26 protein-coding genes are annotated in these 23559 nt (G+C 52.4%); 16 read left to right on the top strand and 10 right to left on the bottom strand.

Going from position 1 to position 23559, the window contains the following annotated elements; genetic code table 11:
- The first annotated feature begins 45 nt into the window (after positions 1–45).
- The 7 genes from KTH_RS18960 (at position 46) to tatC (ending at position 3882) form a co-directional block, all read left to right on the top strand.
- A complete protein-coding gene (locus KTH_RS18960; RefSeq protein ID WP_111318978.1) occupies positions 46–402 on the top strand; it encodes an Asp23/Gls24 family envelope stress response protein in 357 nt (118 codons plus the stop codon).
- Between the two features lie 224 nt (positions 403–626).
- On the top strand, positions 627–1070 hold the full coding sequence (gene nusB / locus KTH_RS18955; protein WP_111318977.1) for a transcription antitermination factor NusB: 444 nt from the start codon (positions 627–629) through the stop codon (positions 1068–1070).
- A complete protein-coding gene (acpP, locus tag KTH_RS18950; protein ID WP_111318975.1) occupies positions 1071–1313 on the top strand; it encodes an acyl carrier protein in 243 nt (80 codons plus the stop codon).
- A 244-nt stretch (positions 1314–1557) separates the two neighbouring features.
- Positions 1558–2256: an RNA polymerase sigma factor gene (locus KTH_RS18945; RefSeq protein ID WP_111318973.1), complete on the top strand. Its 699-nt coding sequence runs from the start codon at positions 1558–1560 to the stop codon at positions 2254–2256.
- A 9-nt stretch (positions 2257–2265) separates the two neighbouring features.
- Positions 2266–2565 (top strand): hypothetical protein, encoded by a 300-nt coding sequence (locus KTH_RS18940; protein WP_111318971.1) that lies wholly within the window; start codon positions 2266–2268, stop codon positions 2563–2565.
- A 52-nt stretch (positions 2566–2617) separates the two neighbouring features.
- Positions 2618–2983, top strand: coding sequence for a twin-arginine translocase TatA/TatE family subunit (locus KTH_RS18935; RefSeq protein WP_497620493.1), 366 nt, complete (start codon positions 2618–2620; stop codon positions 2981–2983).
- A gap of 32 nt (positions 2984–3015) precedes the next feature.
- Positions 3016–3882, top strand: coding sequence for a twin-arginine translocase subunit TatC (gene tatC, locus KTH_RS18930; protein WP_111318967.1), 867 nt, complete (start codon positions 3016–3018; stop codon positions 3880–3882).
- A gap of 49 nt (positions 3883–3931) precedes the next feature.
- Here the strand turns inward: tatC and KTH_RS18925 are convergent, their stop codons facing one another.
- The 3 genes from KTH_RS18925 to KTH_RS18915 are packed head-to-tail and all read right to left on the bottom strand — an operon-like array spanning position 3932 to position 6340.
- Positions 3932–5299, bottom strand: coding sequence for an MFS transporter (locus tag KTH_RS18925; protein ID WP_497620491.1), 1368 nt, complete (start codon positions 5297–5299; stop codon positions 3932–3934).
- The gene (locus tag KTH_RS18920) at positions 5283–5855 is read right to left on the bottom strand and encodes a hypothetical protein (protein WP_497620489.1); all 573 of its coding nucleotides are present in this window, start codon (positions 5853–5855) and stop codon (positions 5283–5285) included. Before KTH_RS18920 ends, KTH_RS18925 begins: the two co-directional genes overlap by 17 nt.
- Before the next feature lie 2 nt (positions 5856–5857).
- Positions 5858–6340: a hypothetical protein gene (locus KTH_RS18915; protein WP_111318962.1), complete on the bottom strand. Its 483-nt coding sequence runs from the start codon at positions 6338–6340 to the stop codon at positions 5858–5860.
- Positions 6341–6577: 237 nt separating this feature from the next.
- Between KTH_RS18915 and KTH_RS18910 the strand changes: the two genes are divergently transcribed.
- Both KTH_RS18910 and KTH_RS18905 read left to right on the top strand, forming a co-directional pair.
- On the top strand, positions 6578–7225 hold the full coding sequence (locus tag KTH_RS18910) for a MarC family protein (protein ID WP_111319565.1): 648 nt from the start codon (positions 6578–6580) through the stop codon (positions 7223–7225).
- Positions 7226–7844: 619 nt separating this feature from the next.
- On the top strand, positions 7845–9041 hold the full coding sequence (locus tag KTH_RS18905; protein WP_249033443.1) for a rhomboid family intramembrane serine protease: 1197 nt from the start codon (positions 7845–7847) through the stop codon (positions 9039–9041).
- Positions 9042–9412: 371 nt separating this feature from the next.
- On the opposite strand, the gene KTH_RS18900 is transcribed toward KTH_RS18905, so the two are convergent.
- Entirely contained in the window at positions 9413–10789 is a 1377-nt protein-coding gene (locus KTH_RS18900) for a TolB family protein (RefSeq protein WP_497620486.1), read from the bottom strand.
- A gap of 128 nt (positions 10790–10917) precedes the next feature.
- A complete protein-coding gene (locus tag KTH_RS18895; RefSeq protein WP_497620484.1) occupies positions 10918–11658 on the bottom strand; it encodes an alpha/beta hydrolase in 741 nt (246 codons plus the stop codon).
- 189 nt (positions 11659–11847) lie between these two features.
- On the opposite strand from KTH_RS18895, the gene KTH_RS18890 reads away from it, so the two are divergent.
- Positions 11848–12984 (top strand): cystathionine gamma-synthase, encoded by a 1137-nt coding sequence (locus KTH_RS18890; RefSeq protein WP_497620482.1) that lies wholly within the window; start codon positions 11848–11850, stop codon positions 12982–12984.
- 17 nt (positions 12985–13001) lie between these two features.
- Here the strand turns inward: KTH_RS18890 and KTH_RS18885 are convergent, their stop codons facing one another.
- Both KTH_RS18885 and KTH_RS18880 read right to left on the bottom strand, forming a co-directional pair.
- Positions 13002–13403 (bottom strand): hypothetical protein, encoded by a 402-nt coding sequence (locus KTH_RS18885; protein WP_497620481.1) that lies wholly within the window; start codon positions 13401–13403, stop codon positions 13002–13004.
- 6 nt (positions 13404–13409) lie between these two features.
- The gene (locus KTH_RS18880) at positions 13410–14300 is read right to left on the bottom strand and encodes an NAD-dependent epimerase/dehydratase family protein (RefSeq protein WP_497620479.1); all 891 of its coding nucleotides are present in this window, start codon (positions 14298–14300) and stop codon (positions 13410–13412) included.
- 342 nt (positions 14301–14642) lie between these two features.
- Between KTH_RS18880 and KTH_RS18875 the strand changes: the two genes are divergently transcribed.
- The 6 genes from KTH_RS18875 to KTH_RS18850 all read left to right on the top strand — a co-directional run bounded on the left by KTH_RS18875 (position 14643) and on the right by KTH_RS18850 (position 18433).
- Positions 14643–15902 (top strand): MFS transporter, encoded by a 1260-nt coding sequence (locus tag KTH_RS18875; RefSeq protein ID WP_497620477.1) that lies wholly within the window; start codon positions 14643–14645, stop codon positions 15900–15902.
- A gap of 126 nt (positions 15903–16028) precedes the next feature.
- Positions 16029–16568, top strand: a complete 540-nt coding sequence (locus KTH_RS18870) for an MFS transporter (RefSeq protein WP_497620475.1) — start codon at positions 16029–16031, stop codon at positions 16566–16568.
- Positions 16568–17275, top strand: coding sequence for an MFS transporter (locus KTH_RS18865; protein WP_497620473.1), 708 nt, complete (start codon positions 16568–16570; stop codon positions 17273–17275). Before KTH_RS18870 ends, KTH_RS18865 begins: the two co-directional genes overlap by 1 nt.
- 33 nt (positions 17276–17308) lie before the next feature.
- Positions 17309–17641 carry an RNA polymerase sigma factor gene (locus KTH_RS18860; protein ID WP_497623261.1) on the top strand — a complete coding sequence of 111 codons (333 nt, stop codon included), beginning with the start codon at positions 17309–17311 and terminating at the stop codon, positions 17639–17641.
- 5 nt (positions 17642–17646) lie between these two features.
- Positions 17647–18204: an RNA polymerase sigma factor gene (locus KTH_RS18855; protein ID WP_497620471.1), complete on the top strand. Its 558-nt coding sequence runs from the start codon at positions 17647–17649 to the stop codon at positions 18202–18204.
- A gap of 22 nt (positions 18205–18226) precedes the next feature.
- Positions 18227–18433: a hypothetical protein gene (locus KTH_RS18850; RefSeq protein WP_497620469.1), complete on the top strand. Its 207-nt coding sequence runs from the start codon at positions 18227–18229 to the stop codon at positions 18431–18433.
- A gap of 41 nt (positions 18434–18474) precedes the next feature.
- On the opposite strand, the gene KTH_RS18845 is transcribed toward KTH_RS18850, so the two are convergent.
- The 3 genes from KTH_RS18845 to leuS all read right to left on the bottom strand — a co-directional run bounded on the left by KTH_RS18845 (position 18475) and on the right by leuS (position 23378).
- Positions 18475–19662, bottom strand: a complete 1188-nt coding sequence (locus KTH_RS18845) for an ArsA family ATPase (protein WP_111318938.1) — start codon at positions 19660–19662, stop codon at positions 18475–18477.
- A 217-nt stretch (positions 19663–19879) separates the two neighbouring features.
- A complete protein-coding gene (locus KTH_RS18840) occupies positions 19880–20098 on the bottom strand; it encodes a hypothetical protein (RefSeq protein ID WP_111318936.1) in 219 nt (72 codons plus the stop codon).
- A gap of 808 nt (positions 20099–20906) precedes the next feature.
- Positions 20907–23378, bottom strand: a complete 2472-nt coding sequence (leuS, locus tag KTH_RS18835; RefSeq protein ID WP_111318934.1) for a leucine--tRNA ligase — start codon at positions 23376–23378, stop codon at positions 20907–20909.
- Positions 23379–23559: the final 181 nt, after the last annotated feature.

Genomic DNA, 23559 nt, shown 5'->3' with positions numbered 1-23559 from the left:
CCGCTTGTGGCCCCGGCCACAAATCGGTAGTAGAAAGAAGGTCTTATGACAATAGCGTCACAGCCCAGTGGCACCGTTCGAGTGGCACGGCAGGTTCTTTCGACTATTGTCATTCATAGTGCGTTGCTGATACCCGGTGTTGTTCGGATGGCAAATCCTGTTCGCTCTGCGCAGCGATATGGGCAATGGTCCCATCTTCTCAAGCGCGAGCTTCCGCCGCAAGGCGTTTCCTTGACCATTAAGGATAACACTGTGACTGCCGACCTGTATATTGTTGTCGAATCCGATGCTGATATGCTTGCAGTCGGGTCCGCTGTACAGGAGGAGGTTTCCGCAGCCCTTGAAGAGATGGTAGGGATGCAGGTTGAGGCTGTCAATGTCTATATTCAGGATGTTGCATAAGAGGGCGGGTGATACTGACACCTCTCTTTCTGCTTCGTCAGAGCATCCTGGAGATGAACGGGTGGTGTGCCGGGAGAGGCACATCTGGCCCGATGGTAATGTTGCATACCACGATGTCAGCGCTGCGCCCATGTCCTTCGTTATATGGTCAGGTAGACTAAACGGGTGAATCGCTGTGTCTGACCTCTCAGTTCAGGCATCGTGAAAGGAGCTTTCGAGGTACTATGCCAGGGATACGCAGACAAGCACGCATTGTCGCTCTGCAAACGCTTTATGAATACGATACGGCCAACCATGACCCCTTTGAGGTCTTGCAGCGGCATGCTCAAGAGCGTAATCTTCACACGAAGGTGGTGGAATATGCCCATGAGCTGCTTCAAGGTGTCTGCGACCACCTGGCGGAGGTCGATGCTCATATTCAGAGTGCCGCGCGTGAGTGGCCGTTACAACAGATGGCTCGCATCGATAAAAATATCCTGCGACTTGCCATCTACGAGATTCTGTTTAATAATACTGTACCAGCAAAGGCTGCTATTAATGAAGCCGTGGAACTTGCGAAGATTTTCGGAAGTGACACATCCAGTCGCTTTGTTAATGGTGTCCTGGGTACTATATTTAATCGGGCTCAGCAACAGCCCATCCCGAAAGCGGAAAGTGAGGTGAAGTAAATGTCGTCGTCCATCTATGAGCAACTCAAGCAGATTATCGTCGAGCAGCTTGGTGTGGATGAAAACGAGGTTGTTCCGACAGCTTCTTTTGTTGAGGACCTGAACGCTGACTCTCTCGATCTGGTCGAGCTGATTATGTCCCTGGAAGAAAAGTTCGGGGTTCAGATCTCCGATGAGGATGCTGAGAAGATCACAACCGTTCAGGAAGCTCTGGACTACATCGAAGAGCATTTGCAGAGCTAAATTTTTATCTCTCGCGCTATTATCCATACACGACAGGGTGGCTTTTTGCTGCCCTGTTTCCCCCCTCCCTTTTCCTCTCTTGCCCCTTTCCGTTTGAACTGGTATTGTAATAATAGTAAGACAATGATTTTTTTCGTTGTCACAAATCCTCCTGGTCGTGCATCGTTGTAATTAAGTAACTGTATTTGAGACACTGCTTCGCTGTGGAAGCGGTGAACGATAGAGAGTGGTCGCTGTGGATAAAATGCCAGCCGTTGAAGCGGTTGAAGCTCTTATACGTGATTACCATAAGCTGGTTTTCCATACTATTTACGGCCTGACCGGCGATTGGGAAGAAAGTCAGGATCTTACGCAGGATACGTTCCATCAGGCCTTGCGCTCGATTGATGCGGCGCGGGCCGCCAGTGGCGAGCATTTTCAGGCCAGAGCCTGGTTGCTGCGCATCGCGCTTAACACTGTCCGCATGCAGCGTCGGCGCCGCAAACTCTTCAGTTTTATTCCGTTCTCGCGGATGCCACAGAAGGCTGAAGGGAGACTGGAGGGTACAGAGGTTGTGCAGGAGGAACAGGCTGTTCCGGTGCAACCCGTTGGCTTTGCTCCGGTCGCTTCGCGCGATCTTGCTGAGCAGGTGGCGGAACAGGAGCTTGTGCAGCGAACCCTGGCAAAACTCCCTGAGCAGTTGCGTGAATGCCTGCTCCTTTCCATCGTGGGTGGCCTCTCAACGGCACAAATCGCCGATCTGCTCTCACTGAATGAGGCTGCGGTCCGGCAACGGCTCTCGCGAGCCAGAAAGCAATTTCAGCGGCTCTATCGCTATGAAAGTGGCGAAATGCTGATCGATACCTCTTCCCCACAGCGTCGCGTGACCCGTGACGAGGAGGAAGGGCAGGTCAAACCGCTCTCTCGTCGTTTATCGTTCCTGGCTCATCCTCCCGGCAGATAGGAAAAGCTCATGCGAAATGATTCTCTTGAAACCCTGCTGCTGCGCCATTATGGGCATGCCGCATCCACACCAGATGGATTGGAACAGCGTCTGATCGCGTCAGTCCGTCAGGAGGGCGCACAGCTTCGCCAGCGTCAACAGATGGAAGCGCATTTGCGGAAACGGCGCTATAGTCGCCGCCAGATGCTGCGCTTTGTGACTCTGGGTACAGCCGGGGTTGGCGTGGTAGGAGTCGCTCTGGATGGGATTAGCGAGGTAAGCGCATCTCTGCTTGGTCGGGATGTCTCGCACCCACAGCATGTCTGGTAATTGTTCTCTGTTGTTGCCAAAGGTTGTTACGACCAGAAAGGATACAAAACAAATGCCTATTGGATTTCACCCTTCTCAGCTTCTCATTCTGTTCTTGCTCGCGTTGTTGTTCTTTGGACCGAAGCGTCTTCCGGAAATGGGTTCAGCGATTGGTCGCACGATCAAAGAATTCAAGAAGAGCGTAGAGGGTATCGGCAATAGCTCCAGCTCGAAAGACGAGGAAGAGTATGTTGAGCCCAAAACGGCCCCCGCTCCAGAAAAGGCTCTGAACCCCGCGTCAATGTCGCTGGACGAGCTTGAGCGCGAGATTGCTGCTCGTAAGGCCGCTCTGGCTGCAAAAGAAGCTGCTCAGTCTGAGGTGAAGGTTGCTCCCGAGAGCGAGAAAAAAGAAGTCACCAGGGATGGCAAAGTTAGCTAAGACTGTTTCTATAGCCTGCTTAGGGGGAACTCATGGCTTCCAGTGAACTGGAACGGCAGGATCGGTTCAAGCAAGCGCTGGCCGAAGATGATGACGATTTCCGTTTCGATTTCGGAGACGATGATGACGAAGATGATGAGCTGGCTGGCTCTTCGATGACGCTGGTCGAGCATCTGGAAGAGTTACGCCAGCGTATCTTCAAGTGTCTGATCGCCATCGCGGTGTTTTCCGTGGTTGCGTTCATCTTCCGAGATTATATTATGGCTTTCCTGACTGCTCCTTTGCCTGATGGCACGAATGTGTTGACCGGGGTCAAAGGCACAGGACATAGCAAACTGGTCGTCACCGGGATTGCTGAAGGCTTTACAGTAACCTTGATGGTTTCTATCGCTATTGGGTTCCTGGCTTCTTTGCCTGTCGTTCTCTATCAAACCTGGGCGTTTATTGCGCCTGGCCTCTATTCGCACGAGAAAAAGGCGGCGTTGCCGTTTGTCTTTATCGGGATCGTGCTGTTTGTGATCGGCATTTCGATCGGGTACTTTATTCTGCGATATCCGCTGGAATTCCTGATCCGGTTCGCGCAGAACAACTTTACCGAACTGGTAACGGCGCAGAGCTACTTCAGTTTTGCGGCCTGGTTCTTGATTGTCTTCGGGCTTATTTTCGAGTTGCCGCTGGTGCTCACCTTTATGGCGAAAATCGGTCTGGTGACATCAGAGACACTCCGAAAGAAGCGTCCGTTCGCTCACTTTATTCTCTGGCTGATTTCCTGCTTCCTCCCGGGAGGCGATATCTACAGCCCGATTATTATTGGCATTTTTATGTCAGGTTTGTATGAGTTGAGCATTTTCTTTGTACGCTTCTTTACTGAGCGACAGTCGAAAAAGTCCCTGAGCTAAAAAAGGGATAACGAAAAGAAGGGCGGGAACACTCCCGCCTTCTTTCTGTTCAGGAGGGTTGCATCTCCTGCTCTACCTGTGGTGTGTGTGACGGCTCCTGGAGTCGGATGGCCGTGACCAGACGTTCCCCTTTCCCTCGTCCGAAATATCCCCAGAGCAGCAACAGTGAGCAGAGATACAGGATAGCGGCTCCTATGAAGACAACACTATAGCCTGATTGATCGATTAAAAGCCCTCCTATGGGGGTAGAAATGGCCGATGCGCCCTGATATGCGATCTGATAGAGGCTGTTAGCCATTCCCCGATTTTTGCGCTCTATGGCCTCCATTGAGAAGACCTGAAAGAGACCATTCCCCATATCCATTGTCCCAAGCCGGAAGAGATACAGAATTGAGACAAGGGGCAGATAGTGTATCAACCCGATTGCCAGCAGCAAGGGTAGACTGATGAGCCGGGTCAGGACAATAGTATTGATTTTGCCCAGAGCCGTGGCCAACAGTGGAGCGAGTAATGTGAGAAGCGCATACACAATGTTAGCTCCTCCATCAATCACCCCGAAGAGAAAGGGAGAGGCCCCCAGTGTATGCACAAAGTAGATGTTGAAGTAGGGAATGAAAAGTCCCGCTCCCAGGCCGATAAGCACCTGAATCGCGATCAGGATCGTGAGTGGGCTACGCAGCAGGGCTTGCGGGCGCCAATGCAGGCCGGGGCGCTGCGCTGGCCGGTGGGTGGCGCGGTCCTGTTGCGGGGGGCGTGGTGGCGGCGCGTCGCGCATCAACAGCAGTGGAATGAAACTCGGAGCCGCAATAATGCCAGCAAAGAGCAGCGAAAGCTGGTACGCCCGGGCCTCTGCTCCCGGGGCCAGCATGCTCTCTGCCCAGGAGGGAAGCCAGGCGGTCAGCCAGCTATAGTGTTGAATCCACTGGGGAAGCGCGCCCCCAAGCAGCTCCCCGATGACGGTCGTTACTTGTAAGAGCACGATATTGACACTAAAGAGATGCGGGCGCTCGCGTGGCGTGCTGTGATGGGTCAGGAAGGGGGCATTCACGACCAGAATAAAGGCCCCGCCAACTCCCGCGGCAAAACCGCTGATGAGCAGGGGAAGGGGCTGGTGCAAAAGAAATTGTCCCGCTCCGGCGATGCCAATTGCGAGACTGCCCAGAATCATGATCCACTTGCCACTAAAGCGGTCAACACAGAGGCCAGCGGGGAAAATAGCACATCCTGCACCCAACGTCGTTACAAAGAGAAGCTGACCGACGAAGCTGGTATCATAGCCCAGTGCGATCAGGTAGAGGTTATAGAGCACAAGGATGATACCAACTGTTACGCCGCTCAGCATGTTGCTGATAAGAAAGAGACGTGCATCTCGCTGAAAATGTTTGAATGCCTGAAGGTACTCAACGAGAAGGGACATCTTTTAACTGCTTTGCTGTGATTGTCTGCTCATATCCTTCGCCGCTCGGACTTTCGGCGGTGGATACAGGCGCTTTTTCTTTCATGAGTGTCCGATAGCCCGGGCTGGTAAATTGTAGCCCTTCCTTATTGATGCGTTCCTCAAGATTCTGCTTGCGGGGCGGCTTGAAGAAAGTTTTGACAATAGCCTTGCCCTGCTCAATGCGGGCGCGAACCTCAATTGCTCCCTGCGCGACTTTCCCGGTTGCCTGAGTAACCTTCTGATCAACCTTATCGACGCCGGCGGGCACTTTTGCTACGGTGCGCACGATGGCGTTTTGACTCTCGTCTGGTTCGCTTCCCTGCTTGACAAGCATGGTTGTTTTATTGATGCTCTCAACGTGGGGGCGCAACACTTTGATCAGTTCGGTTTTTTGGCGAACCCAGGTAAAGGCATAAAAGAACCCGATGTTCAGCGCGAGCGCCAGAATAATCAGGATCAGCGCGAACAGACAGATAATGATCGCTGCTATCTGTCCTCCGGCCTCAATAATTGGATTAATGACGGCAAATTCCATGCTCAGTCACCTCCCGCATTCGCCTGTATTTGCTCCATTTGTTGTTGCATGCGTTCTTCATAGCGGCTTCTGTTTGCCCCTTTACCAAGTAGCACGCGCAACATATGTTGTCCGGCGACAAGGCCTGCGGCGATGCGAATGCCCGGAGCCAGAATAATTTCAGAGACCAGTCGCGAGAGCGAGCTGACCGAGCCGACGGTATTTCCCGCCGTCTGGGCAGTATCTTTGACAATGCCGATGGTCTCCTGTATCGAGTCTGCCAGTGGCGTGACCTCGTTGCGCACTGTCTGGATGGTGCGAATAAGCATGATAATCCAATAGACAAGAAGGAGTGTTGATAGAACTAAGAGGGCTGCTAAGATCATTAAGAATATGTAGAGCGCTTCTAACAAAACATGAAACACTGCCGCAAGGACGATGCCGACGATGAGAAGGACGACTACAACCCCTGCGGTAATCGCCAGTGTTCTCGTTGCTCCCCGCATGATTTGCCTCCAATACAATTTCTCGGTAATTCTGTTTCATTATAACGTATGAGTAGAGGCCGTGTAAGCATTCTCTCCTGAATGAACTGCAATGGCTAGAGAATGCCGGTCCCTTCCTACTGTAACACGTTGCGAAGGAAGATCTCGGTACGCACAATTGATGAGGTTGGCCCCCGAGCGCTTGCCTGCTTTGTATGCTATAATGAGGTCGAAAAAGCTCTTGTGAGGTTTTTTTTTGTGCCTGCTATTCTGACGTTTACTATCAGTGCTTTTGTCACCTTTATTACCATTATAGATCCGGTTGGGCTGGCTCCTGTGGTTGTTGGGTTGACTTCCCATATGAGCAATGAACAGCGAAAAACCATCATCACGCGCTCGATTGTGATCAGCGCGGGTATTATTGCGTTCTTTGCTGTAGTTGGACGCTTTATTCTGGACAGGTTGGGCATCTCTCTCTATGCATTTAATATTGCCGGGGGCGTGCTGCTTTTTCTGGTCGCAATCGATATGCTCTTCGGGCGTCCGTCTGGCGCGCGCGAGACCAAGGAAGAGGAAGACGAGGCGATGACCCGTGAGGATATCAGTGTCTTTCCGCTGGCAATCCCGATGATCGCAGGTCCGGGAACTATTGCGACCACGATTCTCTATGTTGGTCGGGCGATGTTTCATCCGCTTGAACTGCTGGCGGTCTCGCTCTCTATTCTCTGTGCGCTCTTCTTAGCCTGGCTGGCGATGCGCGGAAGTTCCTGGCTGATGCAGAAAGTGGGCCGTACTGGAATTATGGTTGTCTCCCGTATTTTAGGTATTTTGCTGGCGGCGCTGGCTATTCAGTTTATGCTGGATGGGCTGCATTCTTTTGCGTTGGAGACTGGCTTCCTGCATTAAAAAAGATGGCCTCTGCTTTTTGCTTTCTGCATTTCTCTCTTTGCGACTCTCGCGCGCCTCAATCGTATTACCAGATAGAGAGAAGTTCTCTACTGGCAAAATCTTCTTGAGAAGAAGCGGTTGTAGTGGATTATTCCCGGCATGCAGGAGATGGTTCGGCGCTGTCTGATTCCACCCTTGCTGCAATAGGTATCTGCTTCCTGAAGAAACTGGTGTTCTCGGGTATTGGCAGGGTCATCGGCGCGTCTTTATTTGATTGACCCGGGAGAGCAGTGCGAGGAGCCGTCTCGCTTTGCGGGTGAGTGCGCGGCTTCCTGTTTGTGATTGGTAGACGTTCATTCTCTATTTTCAGTATTGGCTTATTGGTACCAGGAGTCGATTATTATGCATTAGTCAGTGGTTGTCTTTGCCGCACAACAGGCATACCTCTGCGCCGTTATCATGATCGATCGTCAAGGCCTGACACGCGACGCTATTGACAATCCTGGGTACACTGTTACTTGCAATTATGTCCCTGTCTCTTATCGGGATAGAAAGCGGAAGCCAGGTTGCCGGTGTGGCGTTTTCCTGGTGCTACTGGAGGAAACTTGTGGAAGCACAAACAAATATACAGCTATACATGGAACAGGGAAGGCAGGCCCTGGCTCAAGGGCAGGGGCGCGAGGCCGCGTTAGCATATGCCCATGCCGCACAAGCTGAGCCAGAGAACCCGATGGTCCATCTGGGGCTGGCAGAGGCAAACCTTGCGTTAAGAAGCTATGATATTGTGCGTATGGCCTGCCGCCGTGTTCAGGAGTTACAGCCGCAGGGCGGGTTAGAGGCGACGCTTGCTCAGGCGCTACTCGACCTGCTTGATCGCCGCTATGAACGTGCTCTCAGCAATGTGGATAAGGTGCTGAGTGAAGATCCCGGCATTGCGTATGCGCATGCACTGCGCTCGTATCTCCTGCGGATTCAAGGTCAGGATTATGATGCGAATCTGGCGCGGGCGCGGGCCGCTCGACTCTCGTTCGGAGGACGCTTTGAGGATTGTTTCCCACCAATGACAAAGCCGTCTCCTGCACCAATAGAGCGATCGACGACCTATACCGGAGGCTATCAGGGAACGACCGAGCCGAGTCGCAAGCCGCAACAGGAGTCTATTCCTGCCTGGACGCGTCCGAATCAGATGCAGCGGCAGATGCTACGCACAAACTTTTTGCTCCGCTATATTCCTGTTGTCACCTATACGATTATTGGTATTAATGTCCTGATCTATCTGCTTATCAGCATTTTGATGATTGTGGCTCCTGATCTGGCGTCACTCATTTATGGGTATGGTGTGCTTGCCCCTACATCTTTGCAAGATGGTGAGATCTGGCGTCTGATCACGTCGATGTTCTTGCATGCGCCTCCCCCCTCGGGGATCCTGCATATCGGGCTGAATATGCTTTCTCTGCTGTTTATGGGGCGTGATGTTGAGATCCTCTTCGGGAAATGGCGCTTCTTGCTGATCTACTTCCTGGCTGGTCTGGGTGGTGGGCTGCTGTTCATTCTGATGCCGGGTGACGCTAATGTCGTGGTTCTGGGCGCTTCAGGTGCGATCTTCGGCGTCTTTGGGGCGCTTGGGGCATTCTTGCTGACAAATCGCCGAGCAATGGGTGAACTTGGACGGGCCGCTTTCTCAAACTGGATCTTCTGGCTTGGCTTGAACCTGTTGTTTGGCTTTATGCCAGGCTCCAATATTGCTGTAATGGCCCATATCGGTGGCCTGATCGTCGGATTTGTGCTTGCGTTGATCCTGTTGCCGGGAGTGCAACGGAGTAGAAGAATATAAAATTCTTATTATTGAGGAGAGCCTGATATTAGTTGCAATATCAAGGCTCTCTTTTTTTATACCCTCTGCTTGTTGGAAGCCACAGTACACTGAATGTAGAGAGTCGAGCTTGCAATCTCGCTGTGACCCGGCTGAGTCACAAAAGATCCTGTCCATGCTCCAAAGTTCCACCAGGATACACTGGAGTTGGATTGATCCTATCCATGCCCTTTACCCCCCTGCTCGGCTCTCTCTTCCTTCTTTACAGATGCCGGCCCTCAAGATCTAAAGGGAAGGCATTCGCTGGCTGACTGTTTTTCTGTGGCGGCTTCGTGGTGCTGAGAAAAAGAGTGACCCGGTAACAGGATACCGGGCCATAGATATTGTCGTGTTTAATGTTTGAGTATCGCGATGATGCTGGCATACTGGCCTGTCTGCACGATTCTGGTCTTGGTGCCATGTTGCAGATCAAGGGCGTAGAGTGCGCCATCTGCATAACAGGTGACGACTTGATCGTTGAGCCACGGGCCTACTTCGACATGATGGGCATTGCTGGTTGCCTGAAGCTGTGGCTGCCCGAGATGCATTTGCGTGCCCTGACCGCTTATTTCGACCGTATAGAGCGAGCTATGGCGGAAGAACGGCGGACGGTCGTCGCTTGAGAAGACCACATAGGTAAGCTTTTTCCCGTCAGGCGAGAACTGGAAGGAATGCACCCAGTGATAACTGGCCTTATTCGGCATGTTCCGCTGCTCCGGGAGAAGAACCTGTGGGCTTCCCGGCTTGAGAGCTGCCCCGTCAATAGCCATCAATGAGAGGCTATTGGCGTTATTGAGCGCGGTAATATCGTCAGGGATATTTTTATCCTCTGGAATGGGAGCCATGCCGATATGGTCTGAATAGAGTAGTGTATTCATATCGGGAGCGAGTCCCATTGGCATCTCTGGCGTTTCCGCGTCAAGAAGCTTGATAGGCTCCTTTTTGGCCTGTTTGGAGAGCGAAAGGGCCCATAAACCATACAGGTTGGCGCGATTGTCGCCCCGGTTATCGGTGATAAGCAGCGTGGGCTCTGTCCCGTGCAGGAACGCGAAGGCGCGGAAACAGGGACACTGCTTATTTGTGCTTTGGTACACCAGTTCGGGGGCGTCAAGCGAGCCCGCATAGATACGAATTGTGCCTGTGCCTCTGGCCGGGGCAATGCTCCAGGCGATGCGGGAGCCGTCCTGGCTGAGTACCAGTGAGGTAATGGTCTCCCCTGCTTTGAGGGAGGCAAGCTGTTTGGCCTGACCATCAAAGGCGGGTATGGACCATACACCTGTGTTCGTCGTATAGAGTAGTGTGCCAGAAGGAGTGAGTACAGGCGGTACCGCTCGATTATAGTGATACCCGGGTGTATTCAGTGCCTCTGGAGTTCCGCCAGCGACTGGAACACGGTAGATCTTATCCTGTCCGGCATAGAGGACATAGAGTCCATTCGGTAGTGTCAGTGGCTCAACCGAGGGATTCTTTGCCATTTGAAAGGCAGAAGCCAGATCAGGTGTTGCGGTCGGCGTTGCTGACGCGAGCGTCGTGGGCGTCGCCGCTTCCTTTGTATTCGCTTTTTGTACCAGATTGCCGAACAAAAGGCCGGTAAATAGAACAAGGATCAAACCAATAAGTGTGATAAACGAGTAAATACTGAGACGTGAGACGCGTGCTCTTTTGTCAGGCGGCGATTGCTTGTCTGGTTTCTGTGCTTGATCAGCTACGTTATCTAATTTTTGTGTCAATGTGATCTACAACCCCGCATTATACAAATCGATTATCAGTATACACGAAGCTAGCTCTTATTGAAAAGGGTGATAGTTCCTATAGGCTGGACGGGTGAGGAAACAGGCAAGATGGTCTGTAATTCTGCCTATTTCTGACCGGGTATATGGCGATGTAAAAAGGCAAGGGTCCGTGCAAAAACCTCCTCGCGATCATGATCTTTCATAACAACATGATAGGAGTGCCGTACAATCAACAGATGTTTTTCTCGGGAGCCCAGACGCCTGTAGATCTCGTAACCATCCCGCACCGGGACAACATGATCCTGTGAGGCAGCGATTACCAGCGTAGGAACTGTGATGCGCGGGAGCTCCTGCCGTAATTGAGGGAGATAGAGCAGCATACTTTCTACCGGCTTCATTGGTGTCCAGCGGTAGCCATCACCGGGGTAGCGCTTACGCGCCTCGGGATCACAGATATCTTCACGCAGTGAGGGCAGCAGCGGTGCAACATATTTGCTCAAGCGTACTGCCGGTAGCATCCAGGGCCGCATAAAGAGAGGCGCACACATCGAAACGACTCCGGCGACTGTTTCGTGTGCCGCTATATGCAGGCAAAGCGCTCCACCGAGTGAGTGCCCGATGAGAAAGACGGCTGAGCAGTGTTGTTGAAGCTGATATAGCTCCTCGCGCACGCTTGCGGCCCATTCTTGCCAGCCGTAGCGAATCTGCTCTCGCCAGCGCACATCTGGACCATGCCCGGGAAGGAGCACCAGCCGAACGAGCCAATTCGGTTGCTCCAGCAGGGTGGGGAGTTCTGCAAAATCGTTCACGCCGCCATTCAGACCATGCACAAAGAGAACTCCGATCGGTTTACGCGCTTCCGTCATGTTTTCATCTCCTGATAAGTGCTCTGTATAGTAGTAATACGGGAAAGTATTGTTCTGGTTTGAACCTTGTCCTACCGGGATAGGGAAGAAGAACCGATATATTGTGCTTACCCACGTATGATGATATAGTCGGTTTATATGTAAGCAGTCTGTGTCAGATTTGATTGTGTTGTGTGAGGAGTTTGTTGTATGAAGTTTTCAACAAAAGTGATTCACGCGGGGCAGGAGCCGGACCCGACGACCGGTGCGGTTATGACCCCGATCTATCAGACGTCAACCTATGCTCAGACTGGCCTCGGAGAGCATAAGGGCTACGAATATGCGCGAACGGGCAATCCCACGCGTACCGCGCTGGAAGCATGTGTTGCGGCGCTGGAAAATGGTCAATATGGCCTGGCCTTTGCGTCCGGGCTGGCTGCTGAACATGCGATTCTGAACCTGCTGCGCGCCGGGGACCATCTGGTAGCCTGTGACGATCTCTATGGGGGAACGTATCGCCTCTTTGAGCGTGTCATGGGCCGCTATGGCGTTTCGGCCAGCTATGTGACTGCCAGTAATCTTGTGGAGTATGAAAAGGCAATCCGCCCGAATACGCGCCTGATCTGGCTAGAAACCCCGACGAATCCGTTGTTAAATCTGGTTGATATTCAGGCGGTGGCTCGCCTTGCCCATCAGCACGGACTGCTTCTGGTCGTTGATAACACGTTTGCCAGTCCGTACTTTCAAAATCCGCTGGATCTTGGCGCGGACATTGTGCTGCATAGTACGACCAAGTATATCAACGGCCATAGCGATGTGATCGGTGGGGTTGTGGTTACCAGTAATCAGGAGGTCTACGAGGAACTGAAATTCCACCAGAATGCAGCCGGAGCTGTTCCCGGGCCGTTTGATGTCTGGCTCACACTTCGGGGCATTAAGACGCTGGCAGTACGAATGAAGCAGCATGAAGAGAACGCGATCTTGGTTGCCCGCTTCCTTGATGAACATGCACGGGTCGAGCGTGTCTATTATCCCGGCCTGCCTTCACATCCAGATCATGCGCTGGCAAAGCGGCAGATGCGAGGCTTTGGCGGTATGGTCTCGTTCCAGTTGAAGGGAACACGGGCCGATGTTGATACCGTGTTGCGACGGCTGAAGGTCTTTACGCTGGCGGAGAGTCTGGGAGGTGTGGAGTCGCTGGTCTGTCATCCCGCGACGATGACACATGGCTCCATCCCGCAAGAGATTCGGGAGGCGCGTGGCGTGGTTGATACGTTGCTTCGTCTCTCGGTTGGCATTGAAGATATTCATGATTTGTTGTTTGATCTTGAGCAGGCTCTGGCCTGAGTGGCGGCGCTTGTCTGTTATTTGAGAAATGTCAGGCAACCGCCCAGATAGATGATCAGAAACACGATCGTGAGCAAGATCAGGGCGAGCAAGATAGGCTGAACGATGACACGGCGGTCTCGCGGCGGCGCTTGAAAAAAGTAGCGAAGCAAGCCGACGAGAACCAGGAGGAGCGCAAGGCCCAGGCCGATATAGGGGGTGTATCCTGCCGGGCCCGGGCATTGTGTTTCTCCGCGCCGGGCCATCCAGAGAACGTTGACGAACAGCCCGAGTGTGCCCAGTATCGGGACGAGAATACGATTCGCCAGGGCAATCGCCTGCTGATTTCCCTGGCGGCTCTGTATATAGATTGTCGCAAGGATCCCGATAAGCAGGAGCGCGGCTCCGATCAGTAATATCGGGGTGAAGCCGATACGCATAATGGGCTATCTTTCCTGTGAGAGCATACTTTCTGTGGGCCAGATGCCACAGACTGGCTGCCAGTGCAGAAGCTTTCTGGCGGCAAGATTGCTGCACCGTTGTGAGGGCGGACAGGGTTTCATCGGCTGTCGGGGTGGATGCGGGACCTCTAACAGGTCTGCCAGGCGATCAAAGTATTCACCACATCGTATAGGCTCATCAACAATGTTGAACGTTGAGCCGGCTGGTGCAGCTTCCAGCGCGGCAACAAATGCTGTTGCCATATCATGGACGTGCACTGGCGAGAGAAAGTGGCGTCCTGTGCAGGGAACCGCCAACCTTCCCTGACGAAGTAGAGTGAGCTGTTGTTCTTGATCTGTTTCTGGGCCGACAAACTGTCCACCACGCAGGATGCACCAGTGCAGTTTCTCGGGAGGGATGGCGCGAATCCGTTCCTCCATTTCACTGATTGGCTGACTGATAAAGAGCCGTTGTGGTGTAGTATCGAACGGCGCACCCTCATAAATCCAGTTGTCCCCACTGTCCTGATACGCCATCACTATACTCTGCTGTAAATAGCGCTTAACTCCGACCGCAAGCGAGATCTCAAGGAGGGCACGCGTGCTCTCGGTTAACACGCGTCTGACCTGGATTTGATCCTGAGTGGCGCCCGGGTCAGGGGGGACCGCGCCCGCGATATGGATAACGACATCACACCCTTTCAGCAATTCGGGCAATCTGGCAATGGTTCCCGGGTCCAGTAAGTCGCCTTGCATGACCTCTGCACCCGCTAATTCAAGGGCGCGAACTTGTTCAGGAGTTCGTGCCACTGTACGTACAATATATCCTTTTTGGAGCAGAAGAGGAAGTAATGCACGACCGAGGACGCCGGTTGATCCTGCAATGCCTATTTTCATGTGTGTTCCTTTCGTGCAGGTTGGAATGTCCCTGTGTTTTGCTTCTCTTCGTTCCCTGGCCCTGCCCACCAGAAAGAAGCGTGAATACTCTCCTTTTTCTAGTACGAATGATGCGGAACAGGTGTTTCCAACCCGGGATTCAGTGGCCTGTTTTTGGGGAAGCCAGAAAGAAATGTTTCTCTTTTGGAGAATTTTGGCAATTAGTTTGCAATTTACAGACGAATTTATGTTGATTTTTGTTGATATCTATGGTATCCTTCCGATGAAGCGAAAAAATTCTCTATAAAGATGGAAAAATTCTACCGAGAAAAGTTACTTTTTAATGGAGGAAGAAAAGGTCGTATGTTTGCCGTCTTAGCGAAAAAGAATTATACACTCTTGTGGTTAGGTCAGGTTGTCTCGATGATAGGAGACTGGTTTCTTGTCGTTGCCCTGCCATTCTACATTTATCAGTTGACTGGTTCGGTGCTTCAGACTGGCATTATGTATATTGTTGAATTGTTACCGCGGGTGCTACTCGGGCCAGTTGTCGGCGTATTTCTTGACCGCTGGGATAAGCGCAAAATAATGATGATCACCGATCTGCTGCGAGCGGTTATTCTGCTGTTGATGTTACTGGTGCGCTCAGCTGATTTCATCTGGATCATTTATGTAGTGACTATCTTGCAGGCGATGATGGCGCAACTGTTTGTTCCATCTTCAATGGCGCTTATCCCTATGCTGGTCGAAAAAGAGCAACTGATTGGAGCAAATGCCCTTTCATCCTTTAGTGAGTCGGTGACGCGGCTCATCGGTCCTCCGCTGGGTGGGGCGATGCTGGCCTTACTTGGCCTGAATGGCGTCGTGATTGCTGATAGCGTGACCTACCTGTTTTCCGCATGCTGTATTATGCTGATGGCAGTGCAGAGCACCTCGAAAGGACAGGAGGCGGTTGTTGCTTCTGGCAATGCGCTAAAGCGGCTCTGGAGCGAGTTGCTTGAGGGGCTGGTTGCGATTAAACAAAGTAAGGTTGTGGTGGGTATCTTTGTGATTATGGGCATTATGATGGTTGGTCAGGGGTTGATGAATGTGATGTTAGTTCCCTTTATTGAACAGATGCTCCATGCTGATGCGATGGCGTTTAGCTGGCTTCTCACTGCTCAGGGAGCTGGAACGCTGCTCGGTGCCCTCCTGGTGAGTACGCTTACGAAGAAGGTCAAGCCGGTTATCCTCGTCTCTCTAGGGCTGATCTCAACTGGTTGTACGATGCTGCTGTTAGCATTCTTTCCGAATCTGTGGCTTGCGCTTGGGGCCATCGCGATTATAGGGGTTTTGCTGGCTGGTTGTATGGTTTCGATTCAGACCTTGCTTCAGATATCCGTGGATGAGCGATATCGGGGAAGAGTGTTTAGCTCTTTTGAAACGATCATTTCTCTAACGATGCTGGTTGGTCTGCTGGCTTCGAGTGGCATTGGTGATCGGGTCGGGCCAGCACCGCTTATTGCGGCAAACGGAGCACTGACGGTTATTGCCGCGCTTGTGTCGCTGTGGTTGCTGCGCTCTGCGCGTTTCTCAGAGGAGGCAACTCTATCCGGAGCCAAGGTGGTCCCTGTCGTTGAATAACTTTCCCGTTTGTCTTCTACTCTGAATGGGGTGTGGCTGCCAGTCGCTGATGGTAGCCACATTTTTTATGTAACCTGAAGCGAATAAGAGTCACTAGAGAGTGAGAAAACGAGCGAAGGAGATAGTATGTTCTCACTCTTATTCCGATGTGATGTCTTGCTGTTTCGTCTGGGGCGCTTTGTTGCCGATCTGACAGGTTCAGCCTCAGGCATTGTTTTGCCCCTTCTGGTCTTGCAGCTTACTGGTTTGGTGCTGTCGATGGGATTGATGATGCTGATCAGCTTCTTACCTGAAATACTTTTCGGCACTGTGGCAGGCCTACTGGTTGATCGGCTGGACAGACGAAAAGTGCTGATCGGCTGTGAGCTCTGTAGTGCTGCTGCGGTGCTGCCGTTGTTGTTCCCGCAAGGTGGTGCAATGATCTGGTTGATCTATGGCGTTTATCTGGTGCAGTCCTTCTCTGGCCTGTTTTTTAACCCCGCCTCACGTGCGTTTATCCCGCAACTGGTTGAGAATGAACAGCTCGTGGCGATGAACTCGCTGGTATCGACCTGTGAGGCACTGATCCGTATTATCGGTCCTGTGGTAGGAGGAGCACTATTTGTCCTGCTTGGCTTGCAACCTGTGTTGCTGCTTGAGTTAGGTGGGTTCTCTTTTCGGCCTTGATGCTGTTACTGATCCGAGTGCCCGTGAGCGAGCGTGTCCCTGTTGAGCGAGGCCAGAAGCTAGCCGAAGAGTTGCTGCAAGGTGTACGCCTGATTCGGGAGGATCGAGCGCTTACAGGCTTGATCATTGTATTGATGCTGGTGCGGCTTGGAAGCGGAGCATGGAATGTCTTGCTGTTGCCTTTTGTGCTGCAAGTGTTGCATGGTGATACGCTGGTGGTTGGCTGGATCATGAACGCGCTTGGCATTGGCGCGCTCATCGGTTCGCTATTTATGCCGAAGGTCAGTGGCTGGCTTAAGCCGGGAAGCTGGATGGCCGCTGCAACGCTCTGTCTGGCGTTCTGCACTGTGCTGATATGCTGTTTTCCGTTTCTGCCTCTTGTTGTCGGTTTGATGACGATTCAAGGGCTATTTAACCCTGTTCACGGTATTATCTCTTCTACTTTGATCCAGCAACGGGTACGTGGTGAGCAGCAAGGGAGAGTCTTTGCCGCAGGGAACGTTGCATCAGTCGCTGTCTATGTGCTCAGCCTGGTTGGCGGAAGCTGGTGCGGCGATAGGTTCGGAATCGTGCCTGCGCTGCTGCTATCTGTATTGGTGCTTATCTCTGCCACCCTGCTTGCTCCATACTTCCTGTGTGGTGTTTCACTGCATACTGCCGAAGAGGTAAGACATGTTGCAGAAGAGAAAGCCTGTGGTGTAGAGTAAGAAAAGAGGAGACAAATCATATAGCAAGAAAGAATATATTATGGGTTTCTGAAGCTGAAATGGATACGGTGTTACAGAGAAGTAGACCCCTGGTTGCTGCGTCAGACGCGTGCCTTCGGGATAATTGATGAACAGGCAGAGGATGTGGTACAGGAAACACTGATTGCGGCCTGGAAGGGACTGCATCAGCTTCGAGATCCTGAGCGTTTTGAGGCCTGGTTAAGCGGCATCTGTCGGAATCTCTGTTTGCAGTATGTGCGTCGACAGAAGGCAAATTCTTCTACGATATATCTGGGCCCCTTGTTGAGGAAGAGGGCTTTGATATTGAGGAGGATCTTCTTCAACAGGACCGGGAGCGCCTGCTAGATAAGGTGTTGAGCTATCTGCCTGTCTCTGGGCGTACCTGCCTTGAGCTCTACTACCTGCAAGGAAAGCCGCTGGAAGAGCTTGCTGAAAGCTTGCGGGTTTCCGTGCAAACGCTCAAGGTGCAGATGCATCGGCTCCGCAGGCAACTATGGCGGCTTTTCAATACAGAATTGCGAACCGAGGCTGAAGAACTGGGATTGGCTGTCCAGTCGGCTGAGGCAATGGGACGACAGAAAACATGTATCTGGTGTGTGTATTGTGGGCGTCATTATCTGGTAGGCACACTTCAGCCAGAACAGAATGGAACCGGGGTCTATCTGTATTGCCCTGAATGTTCGCCCCGGCCTGAAGGTGAGCTCTTAATGAGTGGTGGGACAATCCAGAAAGCCAGTAGATGCTCTTTTTTGCCTGCCTATAAGCGCGATGGGAGCAAGCTGGAGAAATGCGCTGCAAACGGGATACAGGATGTGTTGTTGTTGTGGCGGTCGGGTACGCGTCCGAGTGTGTCCGGGAGCATTGCCCGCGGAAAAGATCCAGACGTGGATTTATGGCGAGTGCCTTAACTGTGGTGCCTATGGGCCCTGGGTGTCGGGGCTGACTGCGCTCCCTTATCAGGAGATTATCGCGTTTCGGTTGAAGCATCCCTTTTCGTGTTTCGAGCTGGAGCGTCTGGTTGTGTATAACGGGCTGCCAGCGCTGCGTTTCTGCCTGACCGATCAGAAGAGTGCAAGCAAGTTGCTCTTTTTCCTTGAGCCGAAAACGTTGCGTTGTCTGGCAAGCATCCAGGAGTAGCATGAGAGCAGAAAGAGCTGCTTCTGCTCTCAGAAAACTCCTTACGCTGATTTGTCGCTTGCTTCTGCCGGGGCAGTGAAGTGAATCTCAAGCGCATTGTTTGCCAGCCGGGCGCGAGTCGCTTCCTGATGAGCAAGGACGGACGGGAGCGTGATTTCGCGTTTGAAGTTGCCAATCTCAATAATGATCTCGTCGCCCTTCTTTGTCATGACCACCTTGTTCATTTCAATATGAGGGAGGGGCAATCGCAGCACATAGCTTTCACCCTGACGGACGATCTCCTGAACCGGTCCTCGATGAAAGACTCGGGTGGGATCCTCTTCGCCAAAGATCTCCTGTGCCAGTTGGGTCAGTGCGTCAACACCCAGAATCTCGCGTGGGTAGTAGGGAGCCTCCCAGACGGGCAGCGGCGAGAAGGTATCGTGGATAAACGTGCGAAGCTTCTCCTGACTCTGGAACATCTCCTGCATGAAGGCGTCCTGGTACGTGCCAGGCTGAAGTACACGGTTGCACATCACGCTATCAATCGGATAGCCAAAGAGCGCAAGATAGGTCTCGGCACGTAACGCTTCTTTGATGACCATTCTTTCCGGGTTGACGACGGGTCGATACGAGCTTATGTCCGGGTTGCTCAGCACCTCGCGTAGGATCTGAACGCGCTCACTGAGGCGCTGTACCTCGGTCATAATTTCGGTGGAGGGAAGCACTTTCTTGATAAAGGGACGCGCAAAGCTCAATGCATTCTGCACACTTTGTAAGCCGGAGATACGGTTCACGTACCACTGGAATGTATCGGGCATACTGAGCAGGCGAACCGTCTCACCAGTAGGGGCGGCATCGATGACCACAACCTCGAAGTTGCCCTGTTGGGCATTGCGATAGATGTTCACCAGGCTGACAATCTCGTCCATGCCGGGAACCAGTGCCAGTTCTTCAGCGATCACGTCATCCATGCCCTGTTTGCGAAGGGCATTTGCCATCTTCTCCTGAAGCTTGCCCCAACCGCGCCGCATCTCATCGAGCACGTTTACTTCCTGGGCGTAGAGATTGGGCGCTAGCTGCTGGGGTTCATTGGTCAGTGTGGTTTGAAAACAGTCTGCCAGGCTATGGGCGAGATCTGTACTGACTACCAGGGTGCGTTTTCCCAGAGCGGCAGAGCGTGCGGCTGTTGCGGCTGAGATGGTGGTTTTGCCGACGCCGCCTTTGCCAAGATAAAGAATAATGCGCATAGAAGTCCTTTATTTTGCAGTCTCTAGCTCTTAAGAGTCGAGTTCTTGATCTGATTTACTTACATGTACGTAGGAAAAGCCGCCCTGGTTTGAAAAAGGTTGGAGCATAGAAAAACGAAGGAGCCCACCAGAGAGTGGGCTCCTCGCAAAAGATATATCTACATTGCACACAGGTATGAATCGTCATACCTTCTTGCACTACGAGTTCTCAAAATACCTACGAATTCAACTTCCCATTCATATAGAGGAGTTTAAGAAACTCCAGGTGACGAATTACCTCAACCCTATCACTTCCACCATTCTGATACCACTGGCGCAACCAGTGCAGGGAAATAATCTCATCAGTTGAGAAGCCGCATCTGGTTAATTCGTCTGTTTCAGAGGTTGCATGATCGACGCCGCTATACGCTTCCAAAGGTCGTGTATTCGTATTCATGTGTATATCCTTCCACCTACGCCGATTTATGGCGAGCCGCCACTGCACTCATCCTCAATCTCATGTGCTGCTCTGGACAAACCAATGAAGAAGAATCGACCCAATCAGTCTTCTATTGATTTAGACGTCCGCCACAACACTTTTTCAAATACAAATTTTTCTGGAAAACGCACCTCCTTTAACACCTCCCCTGCTACATATTTCCTGATAGTTTAAGGATAAGCGGAAATCGGCGTAGTTACTATAGTCAGTCTGACACTTTTCTTGTGAAGTAGTTCACACTTTTCCAGAAAGAGACTACGCGAAATCCGCTCAAAAGGCCCTTCTCCATACGGGAGAGCAAGCGACCTGTATGAGCTCTCTAAGATTATATACGGTTGAGAATGCGAAAACGTTCCGTTCCCAGGACCATTAGTCCAGTGTGATGGGGCTTTTCCGGCGGCTTCGAGCCCCCATCGTCCTACGGGGTTATGACTCGTCGCGAACATAATTCCGCTCTTTCCCACACACAACCGAACCCTTTCTTCTCCACAACGCCACATCGCATCATACTGTTGCGCGAGCTTGCGGGATTCCTCAATTACAACAAGGAGATTGCCCTTTTTCTTCCATCCCAGACTATCAAAAAAAGCTTATGGCAGGTGGTTTAACGCTTTGGTTGGTAACACACAGTATGACAGGCTTCCCTGTCTTTTTTTACACTGAACGCAACTACGAGAAAACATACAAAACAGCATCCCGATGTTTATTGTACACCAGGATGCCGTTTTTGTGAACTCTTTTTTCACGTAGTTTCAAGCGCGTTTTGTTATCCCTTGCGAACAACAACGTTTGCAAGGCGACCGGGAACATAGATGAACTTCTGAATGGTGGCATCGCCGATGAATGATTGTACCTTTGGCGTTGCCAGCACCAGTTGGCGAACCTCGCCTTCATTGATGTTAGCGGGAACCTCAAGGCGCTCACGGACTTTGCCGTTGACCTGAATGACCAACGTAAAGGTTTCATCCTGGGTCTTGGCCTCATCATAGTGTGGCCACTCGCTCAGGTGGATGCTTCCTTGATGGCCGGTCAGGTGCCAGAGCTCCTCAGTGATATGAGGGGCCATCGGGGCCAGTAGCTGCATCATCGTCTCTAACGCCTTGCGATACTCGGCGCTATTGGCAACCGGGCTCTTCTGCTGCTTGATCAGCGCATTGTTACACTCCATCAGCGCGGCCAGGGCCGTATTGAAGTGGAAATTCTCCAGATCTTCTGTGACGCGCTTGATTGTCTTATGGCGCAGACGCTCGATCGCGCGGGTTTCCGCGTTCTGTTCATTGGTTGGATTATCGTTCCAGCTCTCTGTGACCAGTGTCCAGAAGCGATTCAGGAAGCGCCAGACGCCTTCCAGATTCTCCGCTTTAAAGGAGCCGCCAGCATCGAACGGTCCGAGGAACATCAGGTAGCTACGGACCGTATCGGCACCGTACTTTTCAACATAACGGTCTGGCGCCTCGACGTTGCCACGTGATTTTGACATCTTCTGGCCGTCGGGACCGAGGACCATGCCCTGATGGAACAGGCGCTTGAACGGCTCACCGAAGGGCAGATGACCCATATCGCGCAGCGCTTTCGTAAAGAAGCGCGAGTAGAGCAGATGCAGGATCGCATGCTCGATACCGCCTACATATTGATCGACCGGCATCCATTCTTTGATGCGTTTCTGGCTCCATGCTTCCTCGTTGTTGTGCGGATCGGTATAGCGCATGTAGTACCAGGATGAGCAGATAAAGGTGTCCATTGTATCTGCTTCGCGGGTTGCCGGGCCGCCACAGCTCGGGCAGGTGGTGTTCAGGAAATCCTTCTCGTAGCGCAACGGAGACTCACCGGTTGCCTTGAACTGGACATATTCGGGCAGGCGCACAGGCAGTTGATCTTCAGGAACCGGCACCATGCCACAGGAGTCACAGTACACAATCGGGATCGGACAACCCCAGTAACGCTGACGACTGATGAGCCAATCGCGCAGGCGGTAGCTCACGGTTGCCTTCCCGATTCCCTTTTCCTCCAGGTAGCGGATGACACGCGCTTTAGACTCGCTGGCGGGGGTTCCGTTGAACGGTCCGGAATTGATCATTGTGCCCAGGGCTGCCTTTGCTGAATCCCAGGTCGCGGGATCGGAGGGCTCTTCGTCTTCGGCACAAATGACCTGACGAATAGGCAGACCGAATTTCCGTGCGAACTCGAAGTCGCGTTGATCGTGAGCGGGCACGCCCATAACCGCGCCAGTACCATAGCCCATCAACACATAATCGGCAATCCAGACGGGAACCGGTTCGCCACTGACGGGGTTGGTGACATAGCCGCCGGTGAAGACACCGGTTTTCTCTTTCTCGGTGTTCATGCGCTCGATCTCGCTTTCGCGGCGAGCCTGTTCAATGTAGGCCTCGACGTCGGCGCGCCGGTCGGGAGTAGTGAGCTTCTCAACCCAGGGGTGTTCTGGTGCCAGAACGAAGAAGGTCACGCCATAGATCGTGTCCGGGCGTGTTGTAAAGACGGAGATTGCTTCGGTTTTGCCCTCGATCTCAGCGGTGAAACGGACCTCTGCGCCCTCACTGCGACCGATCCAGTTAGTCTGCATGGTGACCGTTTTTTCAGGCCAGTCAATATCCTCGAACTTTAGCAGCTCCTCGGCGTAGGCAGAGATCTTCAGCAGCCATTGGTCGATCTCGCGGCGTTCGACGATGCTGCCACAGCGCTCACAGGTGCCATCAGCCAGCACCTGCTCATTTGCCAGCGTGGTGTTACAGCTCGGACACCAGTTCGCGGGCGCTTTCGTGCGATAAGCCAGATTATGCTTGTAGAATTGCAGGAAGAGCCACTGTGTCCATTTATAGTATTCTGGCAGACAGGTGACTACTTCGCGTTGCCAGTCCCAGCCTGCGCCCATTGCTTTGAGCTGATCACGCATGCGTTCAATGTTGGCGAGTGTCCAGTCCCGGGCCTGGATGCCGCGCTTGATCGCGGCATTTTCGGCGGGCAGGCCAAAGGCATCGAAGCCAATGGGCTGCATCACATTATAGCCCTGCATGCGTTTGAGTCGACCAAAGGCGTCATGTGCAGAGTAGTTGTACCAGTGCCCCATATGCAGATCACCGGAAGGATATGGGAACATGACCAGATGATAGAAGTTCTCTTTTGGCGACTCATCCGGCGCATGATAGATTTGATCTGCTTCCCATTTGGCCTGCCAGCGCTGTTCTATTTCTTTGGGGTCGTATTTTGTGCGCGTAATCATGTACGGTCCTCCCCGAAATTCTTTCTTTCCGCAGCAGTTCAAAGGACTGCTGTAAGGCTCACCAGCGTAGGTGAGCAGTGGCTGTAGCTTTCATTGTTCTTATCATGGATAATCGTCAGTGCCCCGGGCTGAGTAATCCATGAAAGCATGTGAAGACTTTTATGAAACCAACCTCAAACAT

It is taken from the genome of Thermosporothrix sp. COM3 (assembly GCF_059696735.1).
The sequence above is the reverse complement of the archived record's forward strand: the minus strand, read 5'-3'. Positions and strand labels throughout refer to the sequence as shown.

Excerpts from the sequence above, each read along its gene's own strand:
- KTH_RS18940 (WP_111318971.1), top strand. The coding sequence starts at position 2,266 with ATGCGAAATGATTCTCTTGAAACCCTGCTGCTGCGCCATTATGGGCAT.
- acpP (WP_111318975.1), top strand. The coding sequence starts at position 1,071 with ATGTCGTCGTCCATCTATGAGCAACTCAAGCAGATTATCGTCGAGCAG.
- KTH_RS18925 (WP_497620491.1), bottom strand. The coding sequence starts at position 5,299 with ATGTCCCTTCTCGTTGAGTACCTTCAGGCATTCAAACATTTTCAGCGA.
- KTH_RS18915 (WP_111318962.1), bottom strand. The coding sequence starts at position 6,340 with ATGCGGGGAGCAACGAGAACACTGGCGATTACCGCAGGGGTTGTAGTC.
- KTH_RS18935 (WP_497620493.1), top strand. The coding sequence starts at position 2,618 with ATGCCTATTGGATTTCACCCTTCTCAGCTTCTCATTCTGTTCTTGCTC.
- KTH_RS18960 (WP_111318978.1), top strand. The coding sequence starts at position 46 with ATGACAATAGCGTCACAGCCCAGTGGCACCGTTCGAGTGGCACGGCAG.
- nusB (WP_111318977.1), top strand. The coding sequence starts at position 627 with ATGCCAGGGATACGCAGACAAGCACGCATTGTCGCTCTGCAAACGCTT.
- KTH_RS18875 (WP_497620477.1), top strand. The coding sequence starts at position 14,643 with ATGTTTGCCGTCTTAGCGAAAAAGAATTATACACTCTTGTGGTTAGGT.
- KTH_RS18945 (WP_111318973.1), top strand. The coding sequence starts at position 1,558 with ATGCCAGCCGTTGAAGCGGTTGAAGCTCTTATACGTGATTACCATAAG.
- KTH_RS18840 (WP_111318936.1), bottom strand. The coding sequence starts at position 20,098 with ATGAATACGAATACACGACCTTTGGAAGCGTATAGCGGCGTCGATCAT.
- KTH_RS18895 (WP_497620484.1), bottom strand. The coding sequence starts at position 11,658 with ATGACGGAAGCGCGTAAACCGATCGGAGTTCTCTTTGTGCATGGTCTG.
- tatC (WP_111318967.1), top strand. The coding sequence starts at position 3,016 with ATGGCTTCCAGTGAACTGGAACGGCAGGATCGGTTCAAGCAAGCGCTG.
- KTH_RS18845 (WP_111318938.1), bottom strand. The coding sequence starts at position 19,662 with ATGCGCATTATTCTTTATCTTGGCAAAGGCGGCGTCGGCAAAACCACC.
- KTH_RS18890 (WP_497620482.1), top strand. The coding sequence starts at position 11,848 with ATGAAGTTTTCAACAAAAGTGATTCACGCGGGGCAGGAGCCGGACCCG.
- KTH_RS18870 (WP_497620475.1), top strand. The coding sequence starts at position 16,029 with ATGTTCTCACTCTTATTCCGATGTGATGTCTTGCTGTTTCGTCTGGGG.
- KTH_RS18905 (WP_249033443.1), top strand. The coding sequence starts at position 7,845 with ATGGAACAGGGAAGGCAGGCCCTGGCTCAAGGGCAGGGGCGCGAGGCC.
- KTH_RS18885 (WP_497620481.1), bottom strand. The coding sequence starts at position 13,403 with ATGCGTATCGGCTTCACCCCGATATTACTGATCGGAGCCGCGCTCCTG.
- leuS (WP_111318934.1), bottom strand. The coding sequence starts at position 23,378 with ATGATTACGCGCACAAAATACGACCCCAAAGAAATAGAACAGCGCTGG.
- KTH_RS18920 (WP_497620489.1), bottom strand. The coding sequence starts at position 5,855 with ATGGAATTTGCCGTCATTAATCCAATTATTGAGGCCGGAGGACAGATA.
- KTH_RS18880 (WP_497620479.1), bottom strand. The coding sequence starts at position 14,300 with ATGAAAATAGGCATTGCAGGATCAACCGGCGTCCTCGGTCGTGCATTA.
- KTH_RS18865 (WP_497620473.1), top strand. The coding sequence starts at position 16,568 with ATGCTGTTACTGATCCGAGTGCCCGTGAGCGAGCGTGTCCCTGTTGAG.